Raw genomic sequence first — 23,994 nt, forward strand, 5'->3', positions numbered from 1 at the left:
CGCCGGCAAAACTCTTTGTTCCCGTTTCGGTCCCGCGAGGGCCGACGGAATGGGCGGGGCCGGCGGAACGGGCGCCCCGGCTACTCCTCGGTCTCGTTACTCCTCGGTCTCGTAGTGCTCGCCCGCGGCCGCGGGGATCCGGGTCCGTCCGACCAGCGCGAGCACCACGATCACGACGACGTAGGGGATCGTCTGGACCAGCGTGTCGGGGACCGCGTACCCGAGCTGCTGGAGCCGGATCTGGGTCGCGTCGAGGGCCGCGAACAGCACGCCGGCCCCGAGCGTCCCGAGCGGGTTGTAGTTGCCGAAGAGGTACGCCACGATGGCGATGAACCCCTTCCCCTGGACCATCGTCTCACCCGAGCCGACGAACTGGCCGATCGAGAGCGCGAGCGCCGAGCCGCCGACGCCCGAGAGGACGCCCGACAGCAACACGCCCGCGTACCGGACCCGCGAGACCGAGACGCCCACGGTGTCGAGCGCCTTCGGGTTCTCGCCGGACGCCCGGAGGTGCTTCCCGAACGCGGTGTGGTTCAGCGTCCACCAGGAGCCGGCCGTCGCGACGACGACCATGACGGCGGAGTAGCGCCACCCCACGCTCGCGCCGAGGTTCGGCGTGTTGACGCCGCCGAAGAAGACGGTCGACATGAACGGCGCGAGCCCCAACGCGATCAGCCACACCGCCAGCCCGGCGATGATCTGGTCCGCTTTGAACTCGATACAGACGACCGCGAACACTCCGGCGAGCAGCGTCGAGGCGACGATCCCGGCGAGAAACCCGGCCCAGATCGCGGGGACACCCAGGATCGCGTTCCCGATCCCCACCACCGACGCGATGTAGACGGAGGCGAACGCCGAGATGATGAGCAGCCCCTCGAGACCGATGTTGATCACGCCCGACTTCTCGGCGAAGATCCCGCCGAGCCCGGCGAGGACGATGGGCGCGGCGAGCCGTGCCGTCGACGCGGCGGTGCCCGTCGAGAAGACGATGCCCGCGAGGTCGCCGGCGATCGATTCGGGAAAAAGCAGGCCGAGCAGCCCCAGTGCCCCCAGGGTTCCGACGACGCCCACGACGAGCGACCGTACGTAGTCGTCCTCGATCAGGTCGTCGAGCACCGGCGCGGTGACGTCCGCGAGCGGGTTACGCATCGGCCTCACCCCTCTCGGTCGGCGCGGCGGCACCGCCGGTCGGCCCGTCGTCCCCGTCGAGGTCGTCCGCGGTCCCCCCCGACCCGCCCGACTCGCCGGGTCCGCCCGAACGCAGCCCGGCGTATCGCCCCGCCATCCGGAAGAACTCCGGCATGGCCACGAAGAGGATGATGAGCCCGCGCAACACGCCGACGAGCTCCGTCGGCACGTCGGTCCGGAACCCGATCTCGAGCGCGCCGCCCTTCAGGATCCCGAACAGGAACGCGGCGGGGAGCACCCCGAGCGGGTTGTTCCCGGCCAGAATGGAGACCGTGATCCCGTCGAATCCGAGGTCGGGAACCGACTCGATCCACCGCCCCTCCGACATCAGCACCCACACCGCGCCGCCGACGCCGCCCAGGGCGCCCGAGAGCGTCATCGCCCGCACGGTCGTCAGCTTCGCGTTCACGCCGCCGTACTCCGCGGCGGCCGCCTGAACCCCGCTCGTGCGTAGGTCGTAGCCGAACGGCGTGTGCTCGACGAGGTAGTAGAGCGCGCCGATGAACGCGACTCCGACGGCCAACGCGAGCAGCGCGAAGTCGCTGGAGTTCGGGAACAGCCAGGGGCGGAACTGCGCGTATTCGGGGACGTATCGCGTCGCGACGACGGAGGAGCCCTCGGCGCGGAACACCTCCAACACCAGCACGTACGCGACGTTCGCGGCGACGAAGTTGAGCATGATCGTCGTGATCACCTCGTTGGCGTCGGCGTACGCCTTCAGCGCGCCGGGTATCGCACCCCAGAGGCCGCCGCCCACCGCGCCGGCGAGGGTGCCGACGACGACGACGAGGACCCCGGAGACCGGTCCGGTCGGGAGGACCGAGGTAAGCGCGAGCACCGTCAGCGCGGTCGCGAGCGCGCCGACGACGAGCTGCCCCTGCGTCCCGATGTTGAAGAGCCCGGCGCGGAACGCGACCGCGACCGAGAGCCCGGTGAAGATCAGGAGCGTCGTCTCCGAGAGCGTGAGCCCGAACGAGAGGTTGAACGGCGTCCACGACGGGTTGAACAGTCCCGGCTCGCCGATCGCGAGCGGGTAGCCGAGCGCCCCGTTGAACAACACGGCGTACACCTCGAACGGATCGTAACAGAACCCGAGCCCCGTGACCGGCATCGTCCAGGCGGCGGTGCTACACTCCGCGACTCGGCCGGAAACGAGCACGATGACGAAGCCGACGGCTATCGACAACAGGATCGCCGCGACGCTGATGAGGACCCGCTCGGCGACGGTGCGGTCGACGAACGGTTCCAGCACGCGCCGGACGGGGCCAGGGATCCGTCCGCCGTCGCGACGGCTCACGCGTCCACCCCCTCCTCGCCCGCTTCCACGGATCCGTCGCCAGTCCCGTCGAGGCCGCCCCCGCCGAGCCCGTCGTCGACCGCGTCGTGGATCGCCGCGCCCGAGACGCTCCCGTCGTCGAGCGTCTCGCCGGCCATCAACAGGCCGATCTCCTCTTCGGTCACCGTGGCGGGGTCGACGACGCCGGAGAACTCGCCCTCGTGGATCACGGCGAGCCGGTCCGAGAGCCCTTGGACCTCGTCGAGCTTGGAGGAGACGAGCAGTATCGCCCTCCCCTCGGCGCGCAACTCGAGCAATCGGTCGTGGAGGAACTCAGTGGAGCCGATGTCGACGCCGCGGGTCGGGTGAGTCGCGACGACGAGGTCCGGGTCGCGCTCGAACTCCCGGCCGACGATGAACTTCTGCTGGTTGCCGCCCGAGAAGGACTCCGCGTCCGCGTCGGCGTTCGGCGGCCTGACGTCGTACGCCTCGATCACCGACTCGGCGTGTGCCGCCGACGCGTCCCAGTCTATCCGGCCGCCCGAGGCGAACGGCGGATCGTGTTGGCTCCCCAGGATGCCGTTCTGAACCAGGTCGTAGGACATCACCAGCCCCCGCTCGTGACGGTCCTCGGGGACGAACGCCATCCCGCGGTCGATGTGTTCACGGCGGGTCGCGCCGGCCATCGATTCGCCGAGGTACTCGACGGAGCCCGCAGACGGCTCGCGCATCCCCGTGATGGCTTCGACAAGCTGTAGCTGACCGTTGCCGTCGACGCCCGCGATCCCGAACACCTCCCCCTCGCGGAGCTCGAAGGAGATCCCCGAGACGGCCTCGACGCCGCGGTCGTCCTCGACGTGGAGGTCGGTCACCTCGAGCACGCGCTCGCCGGGTTCCCGTGGCGTCGTCGCCGGCTCCATCAGTACCTCGCGGCCGACCATCATCTCCGCGAGGTCCTCGCGGGTCACGTCCTCGGCGGCGACGGTGCCGACGTTGACGCCGTCGCGAAGGACCGTGATCTCGTCCGCGGCCGACAGCGCCTCGCCGAGCTTGTGTGAGATGAAGATTATCGTCTTGCCCTGGTCGGTCAGCTCCTCGAAGACGTCGTACAGCTCCTCGACCTCCTGGGGAGTGAGAACCGCGGTCGGCTCGTCCATGATCAGGACCTCCGCGCCGCGGTACAGCGCCTTCAGGATCTCGACGCGCTGTTGGACGCCGACGGAGACGTCCTCGATCCGGGCGTCGGGGTCGACGTCGAAGCCGTAACGCTCGCTGAGTTCGACGACCGCCTCGCGGGCCGCCGCCTCGTCGACGCGGAGCCCGCCCCAGGTTCGGGGCTCGTTGCCTAGGACGACGTTCTCCCACACGGTCATCGGGTCGACGAGCATGAAGTGCTGGTGGATCATGCCGATCCCGGCGTCGATCGCGTCGCGCGGGGACGCGAACGAACGGGGTTCCCCGTCGACGACGACCGTGCCCTCGGTCGGTCGGTAGAGCCCGTACAGCACGTTCATCAACGTGGTCTTTCCGGCCCCGTTCTCGCCGAGGAGGGCGTGGACGCTGCCCCGATCTATCGCGAGGTCCACGTCGTCGTTGGCGACGACCCCAGGGAACCGCTTCGTGATACCGTCAAGGTGGACCGCCGGGTTCATTCACCCGTATCTCCGTGTGCGAGGCAAAAAGGCCGCGGGTTCGTCGTCGAAGGGATCGTCGGTTCGCCGTCGAACGACCACGTCGCCGCCACGCGTACCGTTATCTCCCCCGCATCTCTGGTGACCGTATGGTCTCGCGGTTCCGGCGGATCGTGACGGCCGTGACGGTCTGGCACGTCGCCGCCAGCGTCTGCTACTACGCGGTGTACGCCGGGACGCCGATCGTTCGGAACGCGTTCGACCTGACGGGCCTGGAGGTCGGCGTCGCCATCGCCGCGCTGACGCTCGGCTACGCCGTCTCGCTTCTGCCGTTCGGGGTCGCGACCGACCGCTTCGGCGAGCGATACACGCTGACCGGCGGGCTCGTCGGCCTCTCCGCCGGTGCCCTCGGCGTCGCCGTCGCGCCGACGTATCCGCTGTTCCTCCTCGCCGCGTTCCTCCTCGGATCGATGTACGGGAGCGCGACGCCGGGAACGAACAAGGCGATCTTCGACCGGATCGAGCCGGGCAGACAGCACCGCGCGATCGGGATCAAACAGGTCGGCCCGACCGTCGGGAGCGCGGTCGGCGCGCTCCTCGTGACCGGGACCGCCGGCGTCCGCTTTCCGCGGTTCGGCTTTCTGCTCGCCGCGGCGATCGGATTCACCGTCGCCGTTGCCTTCTTCTCGACGTACCGCCGCGCGAGTCCGGTCGAGGCGACGTCGCCGGACTTCCGCGCGCTGTCGTCGAACCCGACGTACCTCGTCCTGCTGCTCTCGGGACTCTGTCTGGGGGCCGCGTTCTACACGACGACCGGCTACCTCACCCTCTTCGTCGGGAACGCCGTCGGCACGTCGGTGGCGCTCGCCGGCGCGGTCCTCGCGTCCACGCAGGTCGCGAGCAGCGTCGGGAAAGTCGCCGTGGGGACGCTCGCGGACGTGCTTCCCGGTTCGGAACGGACACGAACGGGCGGGATCCTCGCCGTTCAGGCGGCCGGCGGCGGACTCCTCTTCTTCGTGCTCCCGGTCACCGAGACCCCGTCCGCCGCCGCCGTCGTCTTCGCCGGGATCGGCGTCCTCGTCCTCGGGTCCACCGGCCTCTACTACTCCTGTCTCTCCACGCTCGTCGGCGACGAGGAGCTCGGCGCGGCCTCCGCGGCCGGGCAGCTCGCGGTGACTGCGAGCGGGCTGTTCGCTCCCCCCGCGTTCGGCTACCTCGTCGACACGAGCGGGTACGCTGCCGCCTGGTCGTTTCTGGGCGTCCTCTCGCTCGCGGGCGCCGGATTCGCGTCCCTCGTCGTCGCCGACGCCGTGTGAACGGTTCCCACCGGCGGTCACCGACCGATCGCCGGCCGCCGCGACCGGATCAGGCGTCGCCGGTCTCGGTGGGGACGTCGATGTCGCCGGCGATGATCGCGTCGCGGGCGTCCGAGACCGCGGTCACGATCTCGTCGGGGACCTCGTCGCCGATCTCGTCGCCGTAAACGCACTCGACGCCGTTGGACTCGAGCCCGAGCGCGATCGACTCGCCGCCCCGGTGCTCGCCGTCGATCACGTTCGAGACGGACTCGTAGACGGCGGTGTCGACGCGTTTCACCATCGACGCCAGGATCACGTCGGAGAACTCCGGCTCGGTGATCGACTGGTCGAGGTCGACGCCGAGGGCGAACCGCTCCTCCTCTTGGGCCGCCTGGAACACGCCGACGCCGGTCGCGCCGGAGGCGTGGTAGACGACGTCCGCGCCGCTCTCGTACATCGAGAGCGCCGCCTCCTGGCCGCCCGAGGGGTCGGCGTAGCTGCCGACGTAACTCGTGGTGACCTCGACGCCGTCGGCCGCGTGGGCCACGCCGGCCTCGAAGCCGGCCTGGAACCGGCGGATGACCGGGCTGTCGACGCCGCCGACGAACCCGAGCTCCGTCGAGTCGGGGTCGGTCGAGCCGCCCCCGGCCGAGAACTCGGTCTCGGTCAGCCGGGCGGCGAGCACCCCCATCAGGAACGAGCCCTCGTGCTCGCGGAAGACGTAGCTCGCGACGTTGTCCTCCTCGACGACGGAGTCGACGAGCATGAAGTTCTGGTCGGGGAACTCCGGGGCGTTCTCGGCGAGCGCGTCGGTCTGGTTGAATCCGATACACGACACCAGGTCGTAGTCCGGGTCCGTCGAGCTGGCGTACCGCTGCTGGAAGTCGCCGAACTCGCCGGTCCCCTCCGGCTGGGACTCGTCGTACGCGATGCCGAACTCCTCTTCGGCCTGGATGAGCCCCTGCTGGGCGGCGTCGTTGAACGAGTTGTCCCCGAGCCCGCCGTCGGAGTAGACGATGCCCACGGTCGCCGGAACGTCCTCTCCGCCGTCGGAGTCGCCGTCGTCGCCGCCCGGCCCGCCGCTACAGCCCGCGAGACCGACGAGCCCCGCCGCGCTCGCCGCCTTCAGGAACCGCCGTCGTTCGAGGTCGGATGCCATATCGTCTATGAACCCGTGCGAACGCGGCATAAACGCGTCGCTCTCGCTCTCTGCGGGAACTCTCCGCTCACCGCGCTGCGGCCGCCGTCCCGTCCGACGCCGGATCAGTTCCCGGCCTCGGTGACCGCCGCCTCGACGACCTCCCGAACCGCCTCGACCAGCTCGTCGACGTCGTCGCTCTCGGCGTACACCCTGACGTACGGCTCGGTCCCGGAGGGACGAACCAGCGTCCACGACGCGTCGGGGAACTCCAGGCGGACCCCGTGGTCGGTGTCGACGCTCGCGTTCTCGAAGGCTGCCGGGAGCCGCTCCGTCAGCCGCTCCATGACTCGCCCTTTTCTCCCGTCCGGACAGTCGACGCTGACCTTCCGGTACGGGCGCTCCGTGACCGGCTCCCGGAGCGACCCGAGCCCCTCGGCCGCGACGAGTTCGGCGATCACCGCCGCCGAGCAGACGCCGTCGATCCAGCCGCCGAAGGCCGTGTGGACGTGCTTCCACGGCTCCGCGGCGAAGACGACCTCGCTCTCGCCGGCCGAGTCGGGACCCGCGGCGTCACTGCCGTCCTCGACGTCGCCGTCTGCCCCCGATTCCGCCTCCGCCCGCACCGCCGCGATCCCCTCGTGGAGCGCTCCGAGCCGGACGCGCTCGACGCGGCCGCCGGCCGCGCGGACGCGCTCGTCGATCCGGCCGGAGGCGTTCGGCGTCGTCACCACGACCGGGTCGGCGACGTCGCTCGCCCGGACGTACCGCTCGGCGAGGATCGCGAGCACCGTGTCCTCGTGGACGACCTCGCCGTCGGCGTCGACGACGACGATCCGGTCGGCGTCGCCGTCGTGACCGATCCCGAAGGCGAACCCCTCGCCGGCGCGACCCGGCTCGTCGACGCCCGCGTTCGCGTCGGCCACGAACGCCCGGAGGTCGCGCAGCGTCTCCGGCGTGGGTTTGCTTCCGCGGCCGGGGAAGTGACCGTCGACGTTCCCGTTGAGCGTGACCGCCGTCGCGCCGAGTTCGCGGAGGACCGTCGGCGTCGCGGGGGCGGCCATCCCGTTTCCGCAGTCGACCGCGATCCGGAGGCCGTCCAGGGGGTCGTCGGTCCCGGCGTCGCCGCCCTCGAACGTCGCGGCGTACTCGCGGACGTCGCGGAGGTAGTCGTGGAGGGTGTCGATCCGGTCGGGTTCCGTCCACGCGTCCCACGTCGCCGGCGGCTCCTCGGCCGCGACGCGCGCCTCGATCGCTCGCTCCAGGTCGCGGTCGAACTCGACGCCGTCGCGGAAGAGCTTGATCCCGTTGTCCGACGGCGGGTTGTGCGAGGCGGTGAGCATGACGCCGTAGCGCCCCCGAGAGGCGTGTGCCAGCGCCGGCGTCGGGAGCCGCCCCGCCCGCGAGACCCTCGCGCCGCCGGAGGCGAGCCCGGCCTCCGCCGCGGCCGCGATCGCCGGGCCGCTCACCCGTCCGTCGCGGGCGAGGACGACCTCCGGGACCCCCTCGTCGTCCGTTGCGGCCTCCAGTTCCCGCGCCTCCGCCGCCACCGCGCGACCGACCGCGAGCGCGAGCTCCGGCGTCACCCGCTCTTCGACGCGGCCGCGAACCCCCGCGGTTCCGAACAGTTCCATGTCGCCCCGATCGCCCGCCGGTCGTTAGTACCCGTCGGTCCGAAGCGTCGGATCGGCTCGCGGCCCGGATCGGCGGAGCGGGTCGGTGGAGGTGCTACGGGTCGAGGAGCTTCGATTCGGCCTTCCGGAGGTGTTCGAGCATCGTCGTCTTCGAGACCTCCAGGTCGTCGGCGAGCTCGCGCGTGGACGTCCCGCGGGGCCACTCGTAGTACCCCTGCTCGCGGGCGTGTTCGTACACCTCCCGCTGCGTCGTCGTGAGCGTGTCGAGACGGTGCTCGCGGGCGGTCTTCTGGCCGGCCCCCGTCGACGACATCGACTCGATGTTCACCTCGGCCCCGGTCGCCTCGCGGACCGCATCGAGCGACTCCCGGATCCCCGAGTGTTCGCCGACGAAACACACCTGCCACTCCTCGCGTCCGTCCTCGATCCGGACCGGGGCGCTGTGGACGAACCCGTTCTCGAGTAAGGTCGGACACATCATGTCGGTCGGGTCGTACTCCAGGAAGAACTCGCGAACGACGTTGCCAGGGGCGTCCCGAGCGCGCCCGAAGCGCTCCTGGAGTTCGTGGAGGTCCCCCGCGCGGTCGGAGGCGCGGATCGCGTCGAGCAGCGCCTCCGCCTCCTCGTTGGTGTCCGCGAACGCGGTGAAGAGCCCCTTCACCGTGTTCGGCGTCTCGCCGTCCGCCTTCGGCGAGTTGTAGATGGCGTGAGCCAGCACGCCGCCGTCGGTTCGGCCCGTCGCCTCGATCGCCCAGCAGTTCGGGTGCCACAGATCGAGCGTCAGTCGGGTGCCCGACCACCCGTCGGTGTCGTTCGCCTCGAGCGCAGACATGGTCCCTCCTAGAGCACCCCGCGGTAAAGAACCTCCCGACCATGGTAGGGTGGGGAATTTGGCGTCCGGGGACGCAAGCACCGTTCATGGCAGACGCCTACAAGCACTACATCGACGGCGAGTGGGTCGACGGCGAGGGAACGGAGACGTTCGAGAGCGAGAACCCCGCGACCGGCGAGACGCTCGGGGAGTTCCGGAAGGGAACGCCGGGCGACGTCGACCGAGCGGTCGCGGCCGCCGACGAGGCGTTCGAGGAGTGGCGCGAGCTCTCCCGGATCGACCGGGCGGAGTACCTCTGGGACGTCTACCACGAGCTCCGCGACCGGACCGACGAGCTCGGCGAGGTCGTCACCAAGGAGTGCGGCAAGGAGATAAGCGAGGGGAAAGCCGACGTGGTCGAGGCCGCCCACATGGTCGAGTGGGCCGCCGGCGACGCGCGGCACCCGAAAGGCGACATCGTTCCCTCGGAGATCCCCGCGAAGGACGCCTACATGCGACGGAAGCCCCGCGGCGTCACCGGCTGCATCACGCCGTGGAACTTCCCGGTCGCCATCCCGTACTGGCACATGGCCATCGCGCTGGTCGAGGGGAACACGGTCGTGTTCAAGCCCGCCGAGCAGACCCCGTGGTGTGCGCAGATCATCGCGGAGATGTTCGAGGACGCGGGCATCCCCGACGGCGTCTTCAACATGGTCCAGGGGTACGGCGACGCCGGCAACGCGATCGTCGAGAACGACGACGTCGACACCGTTATCTTCACGGGCTCGGCCGAGGTCGGCCACCTGATCCAGGACAAGCTCGGCGGCGTCGCCGGCAAGCGCGCGGCCTGCGAGATGGGCGGCAAGAACGCCATCGTGATCACCGAGGAGGCGGACCTCGACATCGCGGTCCACTCGGCGGTCATGTCTTCCTTTAAGACCACCGGCCAGCGCTGCGTCTCCTCCGAACGCCTGATCGTCCACTCGGACGTGTACGACGAGTTCAAGGAGCGCTTCGTCGAGATCGCGGAGAGCGTCTCCGTCGGCGACCCGCTCGACGAGAACACGTTCATGGGGCCCCTCATCGAGGAGGAACACCGCGAGAAGGTCACCCGGAACAACGAGCAGGCCCGCGAGGAGGGGGTGAACGTGCTCGTCGACCGGACCGAGCTCGACGACGAGGAGATCCCGGACGGCCACGAGGACGGCTACTGGGTCGGTCCGTTCGTCTACGAGGCCGACGCCCACGCCGACCTGACGTGTACCCACGAGGAGGTCTTCGGGCCCCACGTCGCGCTCATGGAGTACGACGGCGACATCGAGGAGGCCGTCGAGATCCAGAACGACACCGACTACGGGCTCGCCGGCGCGATCATCTCCGAGGACTACCGCCAGATCAACTACTACCGCGACCGCGCCGAGATCGGCTTGGCGTACGGGAACCTGCCGTGTATCGGCGCGGAGGTCCAGCTCCCCTTCGGCGGCGTGAAGAAGTCCGGCAACGGCTATCCCTCCGCCCGCGAGGCCATCGAGGCCGTCACCGACCGCACCGCCTGGACGCTGAACAACTCCAAGGAGATCGAGATGGCACAGGGCCTCTCGGCGGACATCAAGACCGACGACTGAGCGGCCGAAACGCGGAGTCGCCGGAGAGCGTGGACGGCGTCGGAACCCCTGGAAACCGGCCCCGTTCCGGCCCTCTGAATCCGGTGTTTGTCGTCTCGGTTCCGGTCGAGAAACACTCTTCAGCGACCGGTCGTTTCAGACGAGAACACATCTGAAAACGTTTCAACGGAACGCCGGAACTCGTTTTCGGTTCTCGCTCCCAGAAGCTCGCCGCGGACTCGTTCCGGCGTTCCGCGCGTCGATCCTCGGCGATCCCGACTGCGATCCTAGACGATGTTCGGCGTGTACGGGTACTCGTACACCTCGCCGTTGTTGGCTCTGACCGTCGCGATGAGCACCAACACCAGATCGATGATCGCGAAGATCGGGATCAACAGGAGACCGATGAGCACGACCGTCAGGATCCCGGAGACCACGAATGCGACGAACATCACGATCTGGAAGTTCAGCGAGTTCTTCGCGTTCTCCCGCACCAACTCGTCGTCGTCGTCCGCGAGCACTAAGAACAGGATCGGTCCGAGGACCGAGGCGACGAGCGCCGACGCGTGCGCTAGCGCCGCCAGCGTCGTGTCGCCCTCGACCGTCTTCGGCTCGTCGTCGTCAGTTTCGACCGACATATGTCGTCGATCATATACGAGACTCATAAGTATTGCGTCGATACCGTCGTTTTTACCCGCCGCGGGGCCGAACCCGGCACCGAGATGTCCTCGCGAACGCGAGCACACGTGTACGTCACCGGGAACGTCCAGGGCGTCTTCTACCGGGCGACGACCCGAGACGCCGCCCGCGAGCGCGACGTCGACGGCTGGGTTCGGAACCTCGACGACGGGCGCGTCGAGGCCGTCTTCGAGGGACCGGCAGCCGCCGTCGAGGGGATGGTCGAGTGGTGTCAGACGGGAAGCCCGGCGGCCGACGTCGACGACGTCGACGCGACCTACGAGGAGCCGGAGGGGCTCGACGGGTTCGAGATCCGGCGCTGACCGAGCGTGCCGCCGCTGACCGGTCCGGTCCTCACACGCGCTCTTTGAGTTCGATCCGGTAGCCGAACGGGTCGCGAACGTAGGCGGCCGCGGCCTCCCCGGTCGCGCCGAGCGGCGACCCCAGCGTCCGCTCGATCTCGATCCCGGCCGTGTCGAGTTCCGCTTCGATCGCCGCGAGCGACTCCTCGACGACGACGCAGACGTGGTCGTAGTTCGTCGCCGCCGGCGGCTCGAACTCCGCGGTCGGCCAGAGGTGTATCACCCCGGTCGCCGAGAGCCGCACGTCGAGGAAGGGCTTCTCGTCCGCCTCGAAGAGCGCGTCCTCGATGCCGAAGCCGAGCCGGTCGCCGTAGAACTCCCGAGCCGCCTCGACGCCGTCCTCGGGTATCCGGAGGTTGACGTGGTCGATGTGGCGTGCCTTCACGGGGACGAGTTCGACCCGGACTCGCAAAAACCGTGGGGCGTCGACCCCAGCGTCCGGGATCGACCGCGGCTCACGCGAACGCGCGGAGCACGCCCGCGCCGTCGGTGCTCGTCGCCACGTCGGGCAGCGTCGCGCGCTCGGGGTGGGGCATCAACACCGCGACCGTCTCGCGCTCGCCGAGGACGCCGGCGACGTTGTCGGTCGAGCCGTTCGGGTTCGCCTCGTCGGTGACGTTTCCGTCAGTATCGCAGTACCGGAAGAGCACGCGGTCGTCGTCGACGAGCTCGTCGTGGGCGTCCGCCTCGATCTCGAAGCGGCCCTCGCCGTGGGCGATGGGGACTTCGATCACGTCGCCCTCGTCGTAGGCGACGGTCCAGGGGGTGTCGGCGCGCTCGACGCGGAGACGCACGGGTTCACACTGGAAGCGCGCGGAGGCGTTGGTCGTGAACGCGCCGGGCGTGAGCCCGGACTCCGAGCCGATCTGCGCGCCGTTACAGACGCCGAGGACGGGGACGCCGGCCTCGGCCGCCTCGCGGACCTCCGCCATGACCGGCGCGCGGGCGGCCATCGCGCCCGCCCGGAGGTAGTCGCCGTAGGAGAAGCCGCCGGGGAGGACGATCCCGTCGGGGTCCGCGGGGAGGCCGTCCTCGTGCCAGACGCGCTCGGCGTCGATCCCCAGGTGCCGGAGCGCGCGGACCGCGTCGCGGTCGCAGTTGGACCCGCCGAACTGGACGACGGAGACCGTCATCGCTCCGCGACCGCGACGTCGTAGTCGTGGATCGTGGGGTTCGCGAGCAGCCGCTCGGCCATCTCGTCGGCTCGCGCCTCCGCCGATGCGGCGTCCTCGGCCTCGAGATCGAGCTCGAACCGGTCCGCGGAACGGAGCGCGGAGAGCTCGAATCCGAGGCGTTCGAGCGCCCGCTTCGTCGTCTCGGCCTCCGGGTCGAGCACCCCCCGTTTCAGCCGGACCGTCACGGTCGCGGTGAATTCGGTCATCGTTCGACGGTGCGGGGTCGTGTGTAAAAACCGTTTTGGAACGCCTCGTCTATACACGAGTGTGGATCTATTTCGGTCGATCGTCGGGGATAGCGGTCGGAACGGAACGAAAGGGGCAAACCCCTCCGGGGTCTGGTGAGGGTGTATGCCACCGTTCGAACCGGCGGAGGTGATCGGCGCATGACCCGCGAACTGACCGAGATCACGGTCGTCGGAGGAGACGAGACGGGACTCATCGCGCGGGTCACGTCCCTGCTGTTCGAGCGGGGAATCAACATCGAGGGGCTCGACCAGGCGGTCCGCGACGGCGTCTTCCGGATGACGACGCGGGTCGACACCGCGGAGATGACCACCTCCCGCGGCGAGCTCCGGCGTGCGCTCGCCGAGCTCGGCCGCGACCTCGACGTCGACATCCAGGTGCGGTTCCCGAGCGACCGGGACGCCCGGCGGGTCGCGCTGCTCGTCACGAAGGAGACGCACGTCCCCGAGGCGATGTTGGAGGCGGAGGCGAACGACGAACTCGCGGCGGACGGCGAGGCCGAGATCCCGGTCGTGATCGGCAACCGGGGCGACCTGCGCTCGCTCGCCGAGCGCTACGACAAGCCCTTCTACGACGTCGGCGACGGGAGCGGCAACACCGACGAGGGGCGGCTGCTCGATCTCTTGGCCGAGTACGACGCGGACCTGATCGCGCTGGCGCGCTACATGCGCATCCTCTCGCCGGAGGTGGTCTTCCGCTACGAGGGTCGGATCGTCAACGTCCACCCATCGCTCCTCCCCGCCTTCCCCGGCGCGGAGGCGTACCGGCAGGCGAAGGACGCCGGCGTCCGGATCGCGGGGGTGACGTCCCACTACGTGACGACGGACCTCGACCAGGGGCCGGTCATCGCCCAGCGGGCCTTCGACGTGCCCGACGGCGCGACCGTCGAGGAGATCAAACGGCGTGGACAACCCCTCGAGGCCGAGGTGTTACTGGAGGCGGTCCGGCTCCATCTGGCGGACGCGATCGCGGTCCACCGCGGCACCGTCCACGTGCGCGAGGGTGCGGACGCGGATCCCGATCTCGGGCTCCCCGCGGCCGCGAGCGAGGCGAATCCGGACAAGCCGGTCGACGGCGAGCCGCTGACGCGGCCCGACGCGCCGACGCCCGGATCCGATTGAGCCCCTGGACCGACCGCGACGGCTCCGTTGGGACCCTATTTATCGGATAGAATACGTCCGAATCGGCCGTTCTATATCGAGTGCTAGTGGTACGAACTCCGTGAATCGAGATTCGTCGTTGCTGTTGGCGCTGAACGTCTCCAAAGCCCCAGTCGCGAGGACTTGGGGGCCTCGCTCAGTCGCTCGCGCTCCTTCGTTGCGGTCCTTGTGTCGGCCGCCGTCGCCCTTCCGAGAGGCCTCGTCTCTCGACTTCCCGCTCGCTCACGCTCGCGGGAATCGCGACTGCCCCGTTGAGTCCCACCCGACCGCACCACCGGAAGACGGTCCTGCGCTCACTTCGTTCGCTGCGCGGGCTGCGACTTCCATGCTCCCGCTCGTTCCACTCGCGGGAACGCACCCGCACCTCACGCCTCCCCAGCCTCGCCGCTCGCGCTTTCAGCGCTCGCGGCGTCCCTCGCGGGCTCCTCGCGGCCTCCGGCCGCTCGGAGGCGCGCCACCGCAATCGATTACTCCTTCGCCTATATTGACCGAAGCGGATTCGGATGCGCTCTTGGACCATGAGTGCCACCGACACACTCATAGAACTCGCGGCATAGATCGTGATATATGAACACGCATCGAGCGGGTGATCGGCATGTCCAGTAACGGTGACGACGCGGTCAAGACGATCTGCCCGTACTGCGGCGTGGGCTGTGGGATCCAGATCCAGCAAGGCGAAGACCTCGGCGACGTGAACTTCAGGCCGTGGGGCGACGCTCCGGTCAACGAGGGCCGTATCTGTATCAAGGGGGGCGCGGCGACGCAGGTCATCGACCACGAGGACCGGCTCACGGAGCCGCTGATCAAGGAGGACGGCGAGTTCCGCGAGGCGACCTGGGAGGAGGCGTACGACCGGATCGTCTCGGAGATGGAGCGGATCCGCGAGGAGCACGGCCCCGACGGCATGGGCTTTTACGGCTCCTCGAAGACGATGAACGAGGAGAACTACCTCCTCCAGAAGCTCGCGCGCCGGTACGGCACCAACAACGTCGACAACTGTACCCGGATGTGTCACGCCTCGACCGTCTGGGCGCTCCGGACCAGCCTCGGCGCGGGCGCGATGACGAACAGCATGGAGGACCTGGAGGAGGCCGCCGACGTGTTCTGGATCCAGGGCGCGAACCCCGGCGAGCAGCACCCGATCGCCAACAGCCAGTACTTCCGGCAGGCGGTCCTGGAGGGGGCGACCGTCATCCAGGTCGACCCCCACGCCAACAAGACCACGCGGTCGTTCGACATCGAGGAGACCGACCGACACATGCACCTCCAGTTGAATCCGGGTGCCGACATCCCCCTGCTCAACGTCGTGCTCAAGACGATCCTCGAGCGACACGAGGCGGAGTCCGACGCGGGATGGATCGACGAGGACTTCATCGAGGAGCGGACCGAGGGCTTCGATCACCTGAAGGAGACGCTCGCCGACTTCGACAAGGAGGCCGCAGCCGAGGAGGCGGGCGTCCCGCTCGAGGACATCGAACTCGCCGCCGAGAAGTACGCGATGGCGAACAACGCCGCCATCTTCACCGGGATGGGGATGAGCCAGCACACCTGCGGCGTCGACAACGTTCAAAACGAGATCAACCTCGCGCTGATCACGGGCAACCTCGGCAAGCCCGGCACCGGCGTCAACCCGCTTCGCGGCCAGAACAACGTCCAGGGGACGAGCGACGTGGGCGCGATGCCGAACGTGTTGCCCGGCTACCAGCTCGTCGACGACGACGAGGCCCGCGAGTCGGTCGAGGCGGTGTGGGGGTTCGAGGTACCCGACGAGCCCGGCCTCACCAACGTCGAGATCTCCCACGAGGCAGGGAAGTCGGTCCACGGACTCTACGTGATGGGCGAGAACCCCGTGATGAGCGAGCCCGACGGCAACGTGGTCGAGGAGCGGCTGAAATCGCTCGAGTTCATGGTGGCACAGGACATCTTCATGACCGAGACCGCGCAGTTCGCCGACGTGGTCCTCCCGGCGACGACGTGGGCCGAACGCGGCGGCACGGTCACCAACACCGACCGGCGCGTCCAGCGGATGCGCGGCGTCGAGAAGGTCCACGAGAACACGAAACACGACCTCGACGTCCTGATGGAGGTCGGCAGCCGCCTCTTCAGCGAGGAGGAGTTCCGCTTCGACGACGTGGAGGCCGTCTTCGAGGAGCTGCGGGAGGTGTGTCCGATCTATCACGGGATGACCTACGACGGCCTCGGCGAGGAGGGGCTCCACTGGCCCTGCTACGAGGAGGGCGACGAGGGCGACCAGTTCCTCTACGAGGACTCCTTCGACACCGAGAGCGGCCTCGGGCAGATCGAGGGGGTCCGCCACCAGCCGCCGGCCGAGGTGCCCGACGAGGAGTACCCGCTCATCCTCACGACCGCCCGGCTCGAGGAGCACTACAACACGGGGACGATGAGCCGGCGCTCGCCCACGCTCTCGCGACAGCACCCGGAGAACTTCGTCGACGTCCACCCGAAGGACGCCGAACGCTACGACATCGAGGACGGCGACACGGTGACGCTCCGCTCGCGGCGCGGCGAGATCGAGGTGAAAGCGCAGGTGACCGAGGACATCAAGGAGGGCGTCGTCTGGACGACGCCGCACTTCGCGGCCGCCTCCGCGAACCGGCTCACGAACGACGTGTTAGACGACCGCGCGAAGATCCCCGAGTACAAGGCCGCCGCCGCGGACATCGCGGTGACCGTCTCCGACGGTGGCGAGCCGACCGGCGACGACCCCGAGCCCGCCGACGATTGAGTCCCTCCCGACTTTTCTCCGAGACCGCGCTCTCACGCGATCGGAACGACCTCCAACGCTCTTGACCCGTCCCCGAGAAGGCCCAGTATGGCCACCACCGACGCCGACACCGACGACGGACCGCCCGAATCCGACCTCGCCGTCGCGCGCGCGACCGACACGCGGCCCATCGAGGCGGTCGCCGCCGACCTCGGCCTGACGCCCGACGACATCGAACCGCGCGGGACGGGCGTCGGGAAGCTCACCCTGGACGCGGTTCGGTCGGCGACCGCGGACGGGATCGACGGAACGACCGTCCTCGTGACGGGAATGACGCCGACGCCGAAGGGCGAGGGGAAGACGGTGACCACCGTCGGCCTCGGGCAGGCGCTCGCGGCGCTCGGCGAGTCGACGACGGTCGCGGTCCGCGAGCCCTCGCTGGGGCCGGTCTTCGGGATCAAGGGCGGCGCGGCCGGCGGCGGCTACTCGCAGGTGTTGCCGATGGAGGAGATCAACCTCCACTTCACCGGCGACATCCACGCGCTGACGGCCGCCCACGACCTGATCGCGGCGGCGCTCGACAACCACCTCCACCAGGGGAACGACCTCGATATCGACGTGCGGCGGATCGACTGGCCGCGGGCGCTCGACGTCAACGACCGCGCGCTCCGCGAGACGGTGGTCGGCCTCGGCGGCCCCACGCGCGGCGTCCCGCGCGAGGACGAGTTCGTCATCACCGCGGCCTCGGAGCTGACGGCCGTGCTGGGGCTCGCGAGCGACCTCGAGGACCTCAAAGCGCGGATCGGTCGGATCGTCCTCGCGGCGGACGCCGACGGCGAGCCCGTGACCCCGTCGGATCTGGGTGTCACGGGGGCGGTCGCGGCACTGCTCCGCGACGCGTTCCGCCCGAACCTCGTCCAGACCGTCGAGGGCGTCCCGGCGCTCGTCCACGGCGGCCCGTTCGCGAACATCGCGCACGGCACCAACACGCTCGTGGCCGACCGCGTCGGTGCGTCCCTCTCGGAGTTCCTCGTCACGGAGGCCGGTTTCGGCGCCGACCTCGGCGCGGAGAAGTTCGCGCACATCGTCGCCCGCGAGGGGATCGTCCCGGACGTCGCGGTCGTCGTCGCGACGGTCCGCGGGGCCAAACGCCACGGCTTGGAGATGTGGCCGACCGACTTCGACGCGCTCGCGGAGCCGGATCCGGACGCGGTGCGCGCCGGCGTCGACAACGTCCGACGCCACGTCGAGATCGTCGAGTCGTTCGGGATCCCGGCGGTCGTCGGGATCAACGTCTTTCCCGACGACGCGGAGGCGGAGCTCGCGGCGCTCGAGGAGGCGCTCGCGGCGGAGGGGATCGCGGTCGCCCGGTCGACGGCGTACCGCGACGGCGGCGACGGGGCGGTCGACCTCGCCGAACGAGTCCGGGAACTGGCCGGAACCGGCGAGTTCGCGCCGCTGTACGACGTCGACGAGCCGGTCCGGGAGAAGATCGAGACGGTCGCCCGCGAGGTGTACGGCGCGGACGGGGTGGAGTACGTCGACGGCGCGGACGACGACGTCGACCGCCTCGAGGAGTGGGGGTACGGCGACCTCCCGGTGTGTCTCTCCAAGACGCCGTACTCCTTCGCCGACGACCCCTCGCTGACGGGCGTCCCCGAGGGGTGGACGCTCACCGTCAGGGAGGTGACGCCCTCGGCGGGAGCCGGGTTCCTCGTGGCCAAGACCGCCGACGTGATGACGATGCCGGGACTGCCCGCCGAGCCGGCCGCCGAGAAGATCGACGTCGACGCCGACGGCGACATCACCGGGCTGTTCTGACGGCCGGTTAGCCGATCTCGCGTTTCTCCTTCGAGACGACCTCCACCTCCGCGATCCGCGTGTCCGGGTACCCGCCGTCGGCGTCCTTCTCCGCAGCCTTCACCATATCCCAGACGACGTTGAGCCCGGTCGTGACGCCCTCGAGCGCCTCCATCTCGCAGCCCGTCTTACCGGTCGTCTCCACGGCGACGGTCGCCTCGATCCGATCGTCGTCGACCGCGAACTCGGTGTCGACGTTCGTGATCGGGATCTGGTGACACATCGGGATCGTCTCCCAGGTGTGTTTGACGGCCTGGATCGCGCCGATCCGCGCGGTCGCGAGCACGTCACCCTTGGCGATCCCGTCGGCGCGGACCGCCTCTATCGTGGCGGGCGCGAGCCGGATCTCCCCGCGGGCGACCGCGCGCCGGGCCGTGTCGGGCTTGTCGCCCACGTCGACCATCTGGACGTCGCCGTCGGCGGTCGTGTGGGTCAACTCGTCGTCCGGGGTCGACTCCAGCTCCGGGGTCGGATCGACCGGGTCGTCCGGGCCCGTCTCCTCACTCATCGTACAGCGCGTCCGGGAGCCGGTCGATTAAGTCCGTCGCCACGAGGCCGTGTCCGTTCGCCTCCGCGGCCGCGTCGCCCGCGAGCCCGTTCACGTACGCGGCCGCGGCCGCCGCCTGGAACGGGTCCGTTCGACCCATGGTCGGGGCTTTTTGCGCCGCGAGCGCGCCGACCGTCCCCGCGAGCACGTCGCCGGTCCCGCCGACCGTCATCCCCGGATTGCCGGTGCGGTTCTGTCGGACCCTCTCCCCGTCGTCGCTCGCGATCACGTCGTACCGACCCTTCACGAGGAGCGTGTGGCCGATCTCGGCGGCGAACGCCCGGACGAGGTCCGCCCGCTCGGTCGGGTCCGCGGCGGTCTCGCCGCCCATCCCGCGGAGTTCCCCCTGGTGTGGCGTACAGGTCAGCTCGGCGTCCGTGTCGACCTCGGGCACGACCTGGAGCGCGTCGGCGTCGACGACCGCCCGGCCGGAGAAGTCGGCGAGGAACCGGCGAACCAGCTCGAGCGTCTGCGCGTCGTCCCCCGTCCCCGGCCCGATCACGACGACGTCCTGCCCGGCGGCGAGGTCGGCGATCCGCGGGAGGTGGTCGGGCGAGAGCGCGTCGCCGGGAAGCCCGCGGACGATGAGGTCCGCGGAGTAGCCCTGGATCTCGTCGGCGACGCTCGCCGGACAGGCCACCCTGACGAGGTCGGCGCCGGCCCTGAGCGCGGCCCGCGCCGACAGCGCCGGCGCGCCGGTGTACGGCCCGCCGCCGACGACGAGCACCTCCCCGTTCTCCCCCTTGTGCGAGTCCGGGTCGCGCCCGAACGCGAGGAGGTCGCCCGGCCCGGTGTACCGCTCCGCGGCCGCCGGGATCCCGATGTCCGCGACGATCACGCCCGCGTCGAGCCGGTCGAGTCCCGGCTTCGCGTCGTGGAAGGTCACGACGCGGTCCGCCTCGACGGCGACCGCCCCGTCCCCGCCGGTCGGATCCCCCGTGTCGGCGTCGACGCCCGAGGGCACGTCGACGGCGATCACGGTCGCGCCGTCTCCGCGATCTCCGTCGCTCTCGTCGCTGCCGTTCCCGTCCCCCAGCGCGTTGATCGTCTCTGCCGCGGTCCGGGCCGGTTCGCGGAGCGTGCCGGAGACTCCGGTACCGAGCATCGCGTCCACGACGACGTCCGGCGACCCGAGATCGAGGTCGGCGGAGTCGACGACGGTTTCGGTCGGGATCTCGGCCGCGCGGAGCGCCTCCCAGTTCTCGCGGGCGATCGCGGTCCCGATCGACTCCGGTCGCCCGAGCAGGTGGACCGTCACGTCGCGGTCGGCGAGGAAGCGGGCCGCGACGAACGCGTCCCCGCCGTTGTTTCCGCGGCCGCACACGAGCGCGACCGCGTCGCCGGGGGCGCTCGCGGCTCGGACCTCGCGGGCGACCGCGTTGCCGGACGACTCCATCAGCTGTTTCCGCGGGACGCCGAGGGCGGCCGCGTTCGCGTCGACGGCCGCCATCCGTTCGCTCGAGATCATATCGGCGATCCGCGGGTGAGAGGTATAACCGTGGTGGCCGTCGCCCCGCCGGACGCCGATCCGGGTCGGCGGCTACGAGAGATGGCGGACGAGCGCGTCCGTCACCGCTTCGCGCTCGTGGTGGACCCAGTGTGAGGCGTCGGGGAACGTTCGGAGACGGGCGTCATCACAGTACCCGAGGCTTTCCTCGGCCATCGAGGGGAGGAGCGCGATGTCGTCTTCTCCCCAGCAGATCAGCGTCGGCGGGGCGACGACGTCCGCCGACGGAGGCTCGGACCGACGGAATCCCCGGTACCAGTTGACTCTGGGCTCGACGCCCGTATGCCGCCAGGCGGCGCGGTAGCGTTCGATCGTCTCCTCGTCGAACGTGCCGGGGTTCGATGTCACCTCGAGCGACTCGACCATGTTGGCCATGTCGTTCCGCCCCAACGCCCACTCGGGGAGCGCCGGCAGCTGATAGAACCACACGTACCAGCTCCGGAGGATCTGTCGGAGGCTGGATCGCAAGGTCTCTCGATACACCGTCGGGTGAGGGACGTTGAGTATCCCGAGCCGATCGACGACGGAGGGGCGACGGAGCGCCACGTTCCAGGCGACGAACCCGCCGAAGTCGTGCCCGACGACGTGAGCCGACTCTCGACCCTCGCTACGGATCAGTCCACGGACGTCGACCGTGAGCTCGGAGAGCCGATAGGCGTCGATCCCCTCGGGTGCCTCGCTCAGATTACACCCCCGCTGGTCCGGGACGAGCACGCGAAACCCCGCCTCGACGAGCGGGCCGATCTGATCGCGCCACCCGTACCAGAAGTCGGGGTGACCGTGTAACAGGACGACCAGCGGGGCGTCGGGGTCGCCGGCGGTCACGACGTGTACCCTGACGCCGTTCACGTCGCGGTAGGCGGACTCGACGTCGGGGTCGGTCAGCAGCGATGCGTCGGTGTCGATGGGCGTCTCGGTGGATGACATCGGTGGGTACCTCCGGTGACGACCGCGTTCGTGTCACGAACGTGAACCGGTCTCCCGGACGGGCGATCGTAGACGACGGAGCCGCATACGACGACTGCCACATCCGTGGGGTGGCTTTTATATTCGTGAACCGGCCGCACGACGGTACCCCACGTCGCGGACGGCGGCCGACTCACCGAACCATCTCACCGAACACGCGCTCCTCGACCTTGCGGAGGTGCTCGCCGACCGTTCCCGGAGTGATCCCGACGACCTCGCTGACGTCTTCCAGCGACGCCCGCCGGGGTTCGCTGTAGTAGCCGAGATCGACCGCCGTCTCGAGCACCTCCTCCTGGCGCGACGTGATCAGTCTGGTGAACGACGAGCCGTCGGCCTCGTACTCTCCGGTTTCGAGGATCTCGACCGAGACGTACTCCGCCTCCTCGACGCGCGCGTACAGGCTTTTGAACGTCTCGTGGGTCCCCAGATACGTCACCTTCAGCCGGTCCTCGGAGGTGAACCGGATCGGCGTGTCGACTACGAGAAACGAGTCCCGTTGGAGTTCGAGCGCTCGACGAACCGGCTCGGTCGGCTCGAACTGGCTCACCGCCATCCAGCGGTCCGTGCCGGCGATGAGGTAACTGATGACGTGGGGCGACTCCTCCATGATCCGCCTGTACCGCTCCTGACTGCCGCTCGCCTCCGCGAACAACAGCACGGTCTCGTCGGCGAGAAGCTCGACGTAGTGAATGGCCCGCCGTTCGATGGCGGGATCGTCCGTCAGCTTCCCTCCGAGCGGATGGAACGCACCGCCCCCGCTCGGCTCGATCGACATCGTGAGATACCGCATACGACGACGTAACGCGTGTCGGACTAAACTCTCATGGACGGCCCTTTTATATCCCACGGGTGGTGAGGCAGCGTGCCTACGGCCCTCCGGCGGTAATCAGTTCTTCCAAGGCTCCATACGCGTCTTCCGACCCGACGACGACCAGCACGTCGTCGGAGCGATTGCCGTCTCGCGGGGATTCGTCAGTCCGGACATCCTCGGATTTCTCAGCCTGATGGCTATCGTCACGATGGGGCTTTCCACGTACGTCATCAACTATAACTCCCAGATCTGGTTGCGCGTCGAGCCCTACTTCGTGCGGTTCGAGAGTCCTGACAAGCGCGACATCGAACTCCGGACGTACCGCGATCACGCGGTCGTGATCGGCTACGACGACGTTACGAAGCGGGTTCTTCTGCTGTGTTGAATAGCGGCCTAATCGACTACTATCACGGGGTAGAAGGACGAAGCCGAGGAAATCGATTCTGTCCATGGAAGTCGATCTCCTCGACTTCGTTGAGCAGTGTCGTCGCCTAGTCAAACAAGCGTTGGGAAAGCACGCGGGCGAACCCGCCAGCGGCGGGTTTGCCCGCTGGAAACACGTTGTGCTACACTGTTTTCGGCTCGAAGACGGCCACAGCTATCGTGAAACGCCGAATCGGCTGAAGTACATGGCTGAGATTCGTAACGTCCTCGGCTTAGATCAAGACGATCTCCCAGACTACAGCACGATCTACAAATCGTTCGATCGGCTGAAAATGTGGGTATGGCGGGCGCTGCTGCGCGTTTCCGCGCAGCAGCACCCACAGTCTGGCCACGCTGCGCTCGACAGCACGTTCTTCGATCGGCGACGCGCGTCCTCGTACTTTCGGCAGCGGGCAGGACGGACGATACAGACGCTGAAAGTGACGAAATTGACTGATGTGGAATCGCTGGCTGTTCTTGACGTTCACATCGCAGCTCGGTGGAAGCACGATACGAAGACGGGACCGCAGGTCGTCCGCCGAAACGCGGACGACCTGCAGTCCGTCGCCGCCGACAACGGCTTCCAAGACTGGCACACCGAGTACGAGATCGCCGCACATGACATCGATTACCTCGTTCATTACCGCGGTTCGTCAGCGAACGCAGCCGCGAACAACGCACTCAACCGGGCAAAGGGCTACTCTCAGCGGTGGATGGCCGAAACATCGTATTCGGCTACGAAGCGCTCGCTCGGCGATGCCGTGCGAGCGCTCGGCTGGTACCGGCAGTTCCGTGAGATCGTCTTGATGTTCGCCATCACAAACATAGAATCGCTATGTGAACCGCTGTGACCGTGACTCAGCATCTATTCAACACAGCAGATAAAACAGGTCTTCCAAAAAGGGCAGCGCTTGCCGGACGAAATCGCGGAAGGAGGCGTCGAATATGGTGGAA

At 69.0% G+C, this 23,994-nt stretch carries 22 protein-coding genes; 7 read left to right on the forward strand and 15 right to left on the reverse strand.

Annotation, left to right across the window (positions count from 1 at the left end; translation table 11 throughout):
• Positions 1-96: 96 nt before the first annotated feature.
• Genes NO889_RS15115 through NO889_RS15125 form a run of 3 tightly spaced genes read right to left on the reverse strand, consistent with a single transcriptional unit; the run spans position 97 to position 4,116 of the window.
• The gene (locus tag NO889_RS15115) at positions 97-1,149 is read right to left on the reverse strand and encodes an ABC transporter permease (RefSeq protein WP_256413062.1); all 1,053 of its coding nucleotides are present in this window, start codon (positions 1,147-1,149) and stop codon (positions 97-99) included.
• A complete protein-coding gene (locus NO889_RS15120; RefSeq protein WP_256413063.1) occupies positions 1,142-2,485 on the reverse strand; it encodes an ABC transporter permease in 1,344 nt (447 codons plus the stop codon). Before NO889_RS15120 ends, NO889_RS15115 begins: the two co-directional genes overlap by 8 nt.
• Positions 2,482-4,116, reverse strand: a complete 1,635-nt coding sequence (locus NO889_RS15125) for an ABC transporter ATP-binding protein (RefSeq protein ID WP_256413064.1) — start codon at positions 4,114-4,116, stop codon at positions 2,482-2,484. Before NO889_RS15125 ends, NO889_RS15120 begins: the two co-directional genes overlap by 4 nt.
• A gap of 128 nt (positions 4,117-4,244) precedes the next feature.
• Here NO889_RS15125 and NO889_RS15130 point away from each other — a divergent pair, with 128 nt between their 5' ends.
• Entirely contained in the window at positions 4,245-5,411 is a 1,167-nt protein-coding gene (locus tag NO889_RS15130; RefSeq protein ID WP_256413065.1) for an MFS transporter, read from the forward strand.
• 49 nt (positions 5,412-5,460) lie between these two features.
• Here NO889_RS15130 and NO889_RS15135 read toward each other — a convergent pair whose 3' ends face one another.
• The 3 genes from NO889_RS15135 to NO889_RS15145 form a co-directional block, all read right to left on the reverse strand.
• Entirely contained in the window at positions 5,461-6,552 is a 1,092-nt protein-coding gene (locus NO889_RS15135) for a BMP family lipoprotein (protein ID WP_256413066.1), read from the reverse strand.
• 104 nt (positions 6,553-6,656) lie between these two features.
• On the reverse strand, positions 6,657-8,165 hold the full coding sequence (locus NO889_RS15140) for a phosphohexomutase domain-containing protein (RefSeq protein WP_256413067.1): 1,509 nt from the start codon (positions 8,163-8,165) through the stop codon (positions 6,657-6,659).
• A 94-nt stretch (positions 8,166-8,259) separates the two neighbouring features.
• A complete protein-coding gene (locus tag NO889_RS15145) occupies positions 8,260-8,997 on the reverse strand; it encodes a helix-turn-helix domain-containing protein (protein ID WP_256413068.1) in 738 nt (245 codons plus the stop codon).
• 86 nt (positions 8,998-9,083) lie between these two features.
• Between NO889_RS15145 and NO889_RS15150 the strand changes: the two genes are divergently transcribed.
• Positions 9,084-10,601 (forward strand): aldehyde dehydrogenase family protein, encoded by a 1,518-nt coding sequence (locus tag NO889_RS15150; protein ID WP_256413069.1) that lies wholly within the window; start codon positions 9,084-9,086, stop codon positions 10,599-10,601.
• A gap of 266 nt (positions 10,602-10,867) precedes the next feature.
• On the opposite strand, the gene NO889_RS15155 is transcribed toward NO889_RS15150, so the two are convergent.
• A complete protein-coding gene (locus tag NO889_RS15155; protein ID WP_256413070.1) occupies positions 10,868-11,218 on the reverse strand; it encodes a DUF4870 domain-containing protein in 351 nt (116 codons plus the stop codon).
• Positions 11,219-11,302: 84 nt separating this feature from the next.
• On the opposite strand from NO889_RS15155, the gene NO889_RS15160 reads away from it, so the two are divergent.
• On the forward strand, positions 11,303-11,581 hold the full coding sequence (locus NO889_RS15160; protein ID WP_256413071.1) for an acylphosphatase: 279 nt from the start codon (positions 11,303-11,305) through the stop codon (positions 11,579-11,581).
• Positions 11,582-11,612: 31 nt separating this feature from the next.
• On the opposite strand, the gene NO889_RS15165 is transcribed toward NO889_RS15160, so the two are convergent.
• The 3 genes from NO889_RS15165 to purS form a co-directional block, all read right to left on the reverse strand.
• Positions 11,613-12,005 carry a VOC family protein gene (locus NO889_RS15165; protein WP_256413072.1) on the reverse strand — a complete coding sequence of 131 codons (393 nt, stop codon included), beginning with the start codon at positions 12,003-12,005 and terminating at the stop codon, positions 11,613-11,615.
• 70 nt (positions 12,006-12,075) lie between these two features.
• Positions 12,076-12,753, reverse strand: a complete 678-nt coding sequence (gene purQ, locus NO889_RS15170) for a phosphoribosylformylglycinamidine synthase I (protein WP_256413073.1) — start codon at positions 12,751-12,753, stop codon at positions 12,076-12,078.
• The gene (gene purS, locus NO889_RS15175; RefSeq protein WP_066416421.1) at positions 12,750-13,001 is read right to left on the reverse strand and encodes a phosphoribosylformylglycinamidine synthase subunit PurS; all 252 of its coding nucleotides are present in this window, start codon (positions 12,999-13,001) and stop codon (positions 12,750-12,752) included. The genes purQ and purS overlap by 4 nt, the downstream gene beginning before the upstream one ends.
• A gap of 180 nt (positions 13,002-13,181) precedes the next feature.
• On the opposite strand from purS, the gene NO889_RS15180 reads away from it, so the two are divergent.
• The 3 genes from NO889_RS15180 to NO889_RS15190 all read left to right on the forward strand — a co-directional run bounded on the left by NO889_RS15180 (position 13,182) and on the right by NO889_RS15190 (position 18,747).
• Positions 13,182-14,162 (forward strand): formyltetrahydrofolate deformylase, encoded by a 981-nt coding sequence (locus tag NO889_RS15180; RefSeq protein WP_256413074.1) that lies wholly within the window; start codon positions 13,182-13,184, stop codon positions 14,160-14,162.
• 634 nt (positions 14,163-14,796) lie between these two features.
• Positions 14,797-16,947: a formate dehydrogenase subunit alpha gene (fdhF, locus tag NO889_RS15185; RefSeq protein WP_256413075.1), complete on the forward strand. Its 2,151-nt coding sequence runs from the start codon at positions 14,797-14,799 to the stop codon at positions 16,945-16,947.
• 87 nt (positions 16,948-17,034) lie between these two features.
• A complete protein-coding gene (locus NO889_RS15190; RefSeq protein ID WP_256413076.1) occupies positions 17,035-18,747 on the forward strand; it encodes a formate--tetrahydrofolate ligase in 1,713 nt (570 codons plus the stop codon).
• A 7-nt stretch (positions 18,748-18,754) separates the two neighbouring features.
• Here the strand turns inward: NO889_RS15190 and moaC are convergent, their stop codons facing one another.
• The 5 genes from moaC to NO889_RS15215 form a co-directional block, all read right to left on the reverse strand.
• Positions 18,755-19,294: a cyclic pyranopterin monophosphate synthase MoaC gene (gene moaC, locus NO889_RS15195; protein ID WP_256413077.1), complete on the reverse strand. Its 540-nt coding sequence runs from the start codon at positions 19,292-19,294 to the stop codon at positions 18,755-18,757.
• On the reverse strand, positions 19,287-20,801 hold the full coding sequence (locus NO889_RS15200) for an NAD(P)H-hydrate dehydratase (protein WP_256413078.1): 1,515 nt from the start codon (positions 20,799-20,801) through the stop codon (positions 19,287-19,289). The genes moaC and NO889_RS15200 overlap by 8 nt, the downstream gene beginning before the upstream one ends.
• Before the next feature lie 72 nt (positions 20,802-20,873).
• Positions 20,874-21,767 carry an alpha/beta fold hydrolase gene (locus NO889_RS15205; RefSeq protein WP_256413079.1) on the reverse strand — a complete coding sequence of 298 codons (894 nt, stop codon included), beginning with the start codon at positions 21,765-21,767 and terminating at the stop codon, positions 20,874-20,876.
• A gap of 172 nt (positions 21,768-21,939) precedes the next feature.
• Entirely contained in the window at positions 21,940-22,596 is a 657-nt protein-coding gene (locus NO889_RS15210; protein ID WP_256413080.1) for a helix-turn-helix domain-containing protein, read from the reverse strand.
• A gap of 76 nt (positions 22,597-22,672) precedes the next feature.
• Positions 22,673-23,068, reverse strand: coding sequence for a hypothetical protein (locus NO889_RS15215; protein ID WP_256413081.1), 396 nt, complete (start codon positions 23,066-23,068; stop codon positions 22,673-22,675).
• Here NO889_RS15215 and NO889_RS15220 point away from each other — a divergent pair.
• On the forward strand, positions 23,067-23,891 hold the full coding sequence (locus tag NO889_RS15220) for an IS5 family transposase (RefSeq protein WP_256413082.1): 825 nt from the start codon (positions 23,067-23,069) through the stop codon (positions 23,889-23,891). The two genes, NO889_RS15215 and NO889_RS15220, sit on opposite strands and share 2 nt — an antisense overlap.
• Positions 23,892-23,994: the final 103 nt, after the last annotated feature.

The organism is Halorubrum rubrum (assembly GCF_024494685.1).
GTDB classification, from domain to species: Archaea; Halobacteriota; Halobacteria; order Halobacteriales; family Haloferacaceae; genus Halorubrum; species Halorubrum rubrum.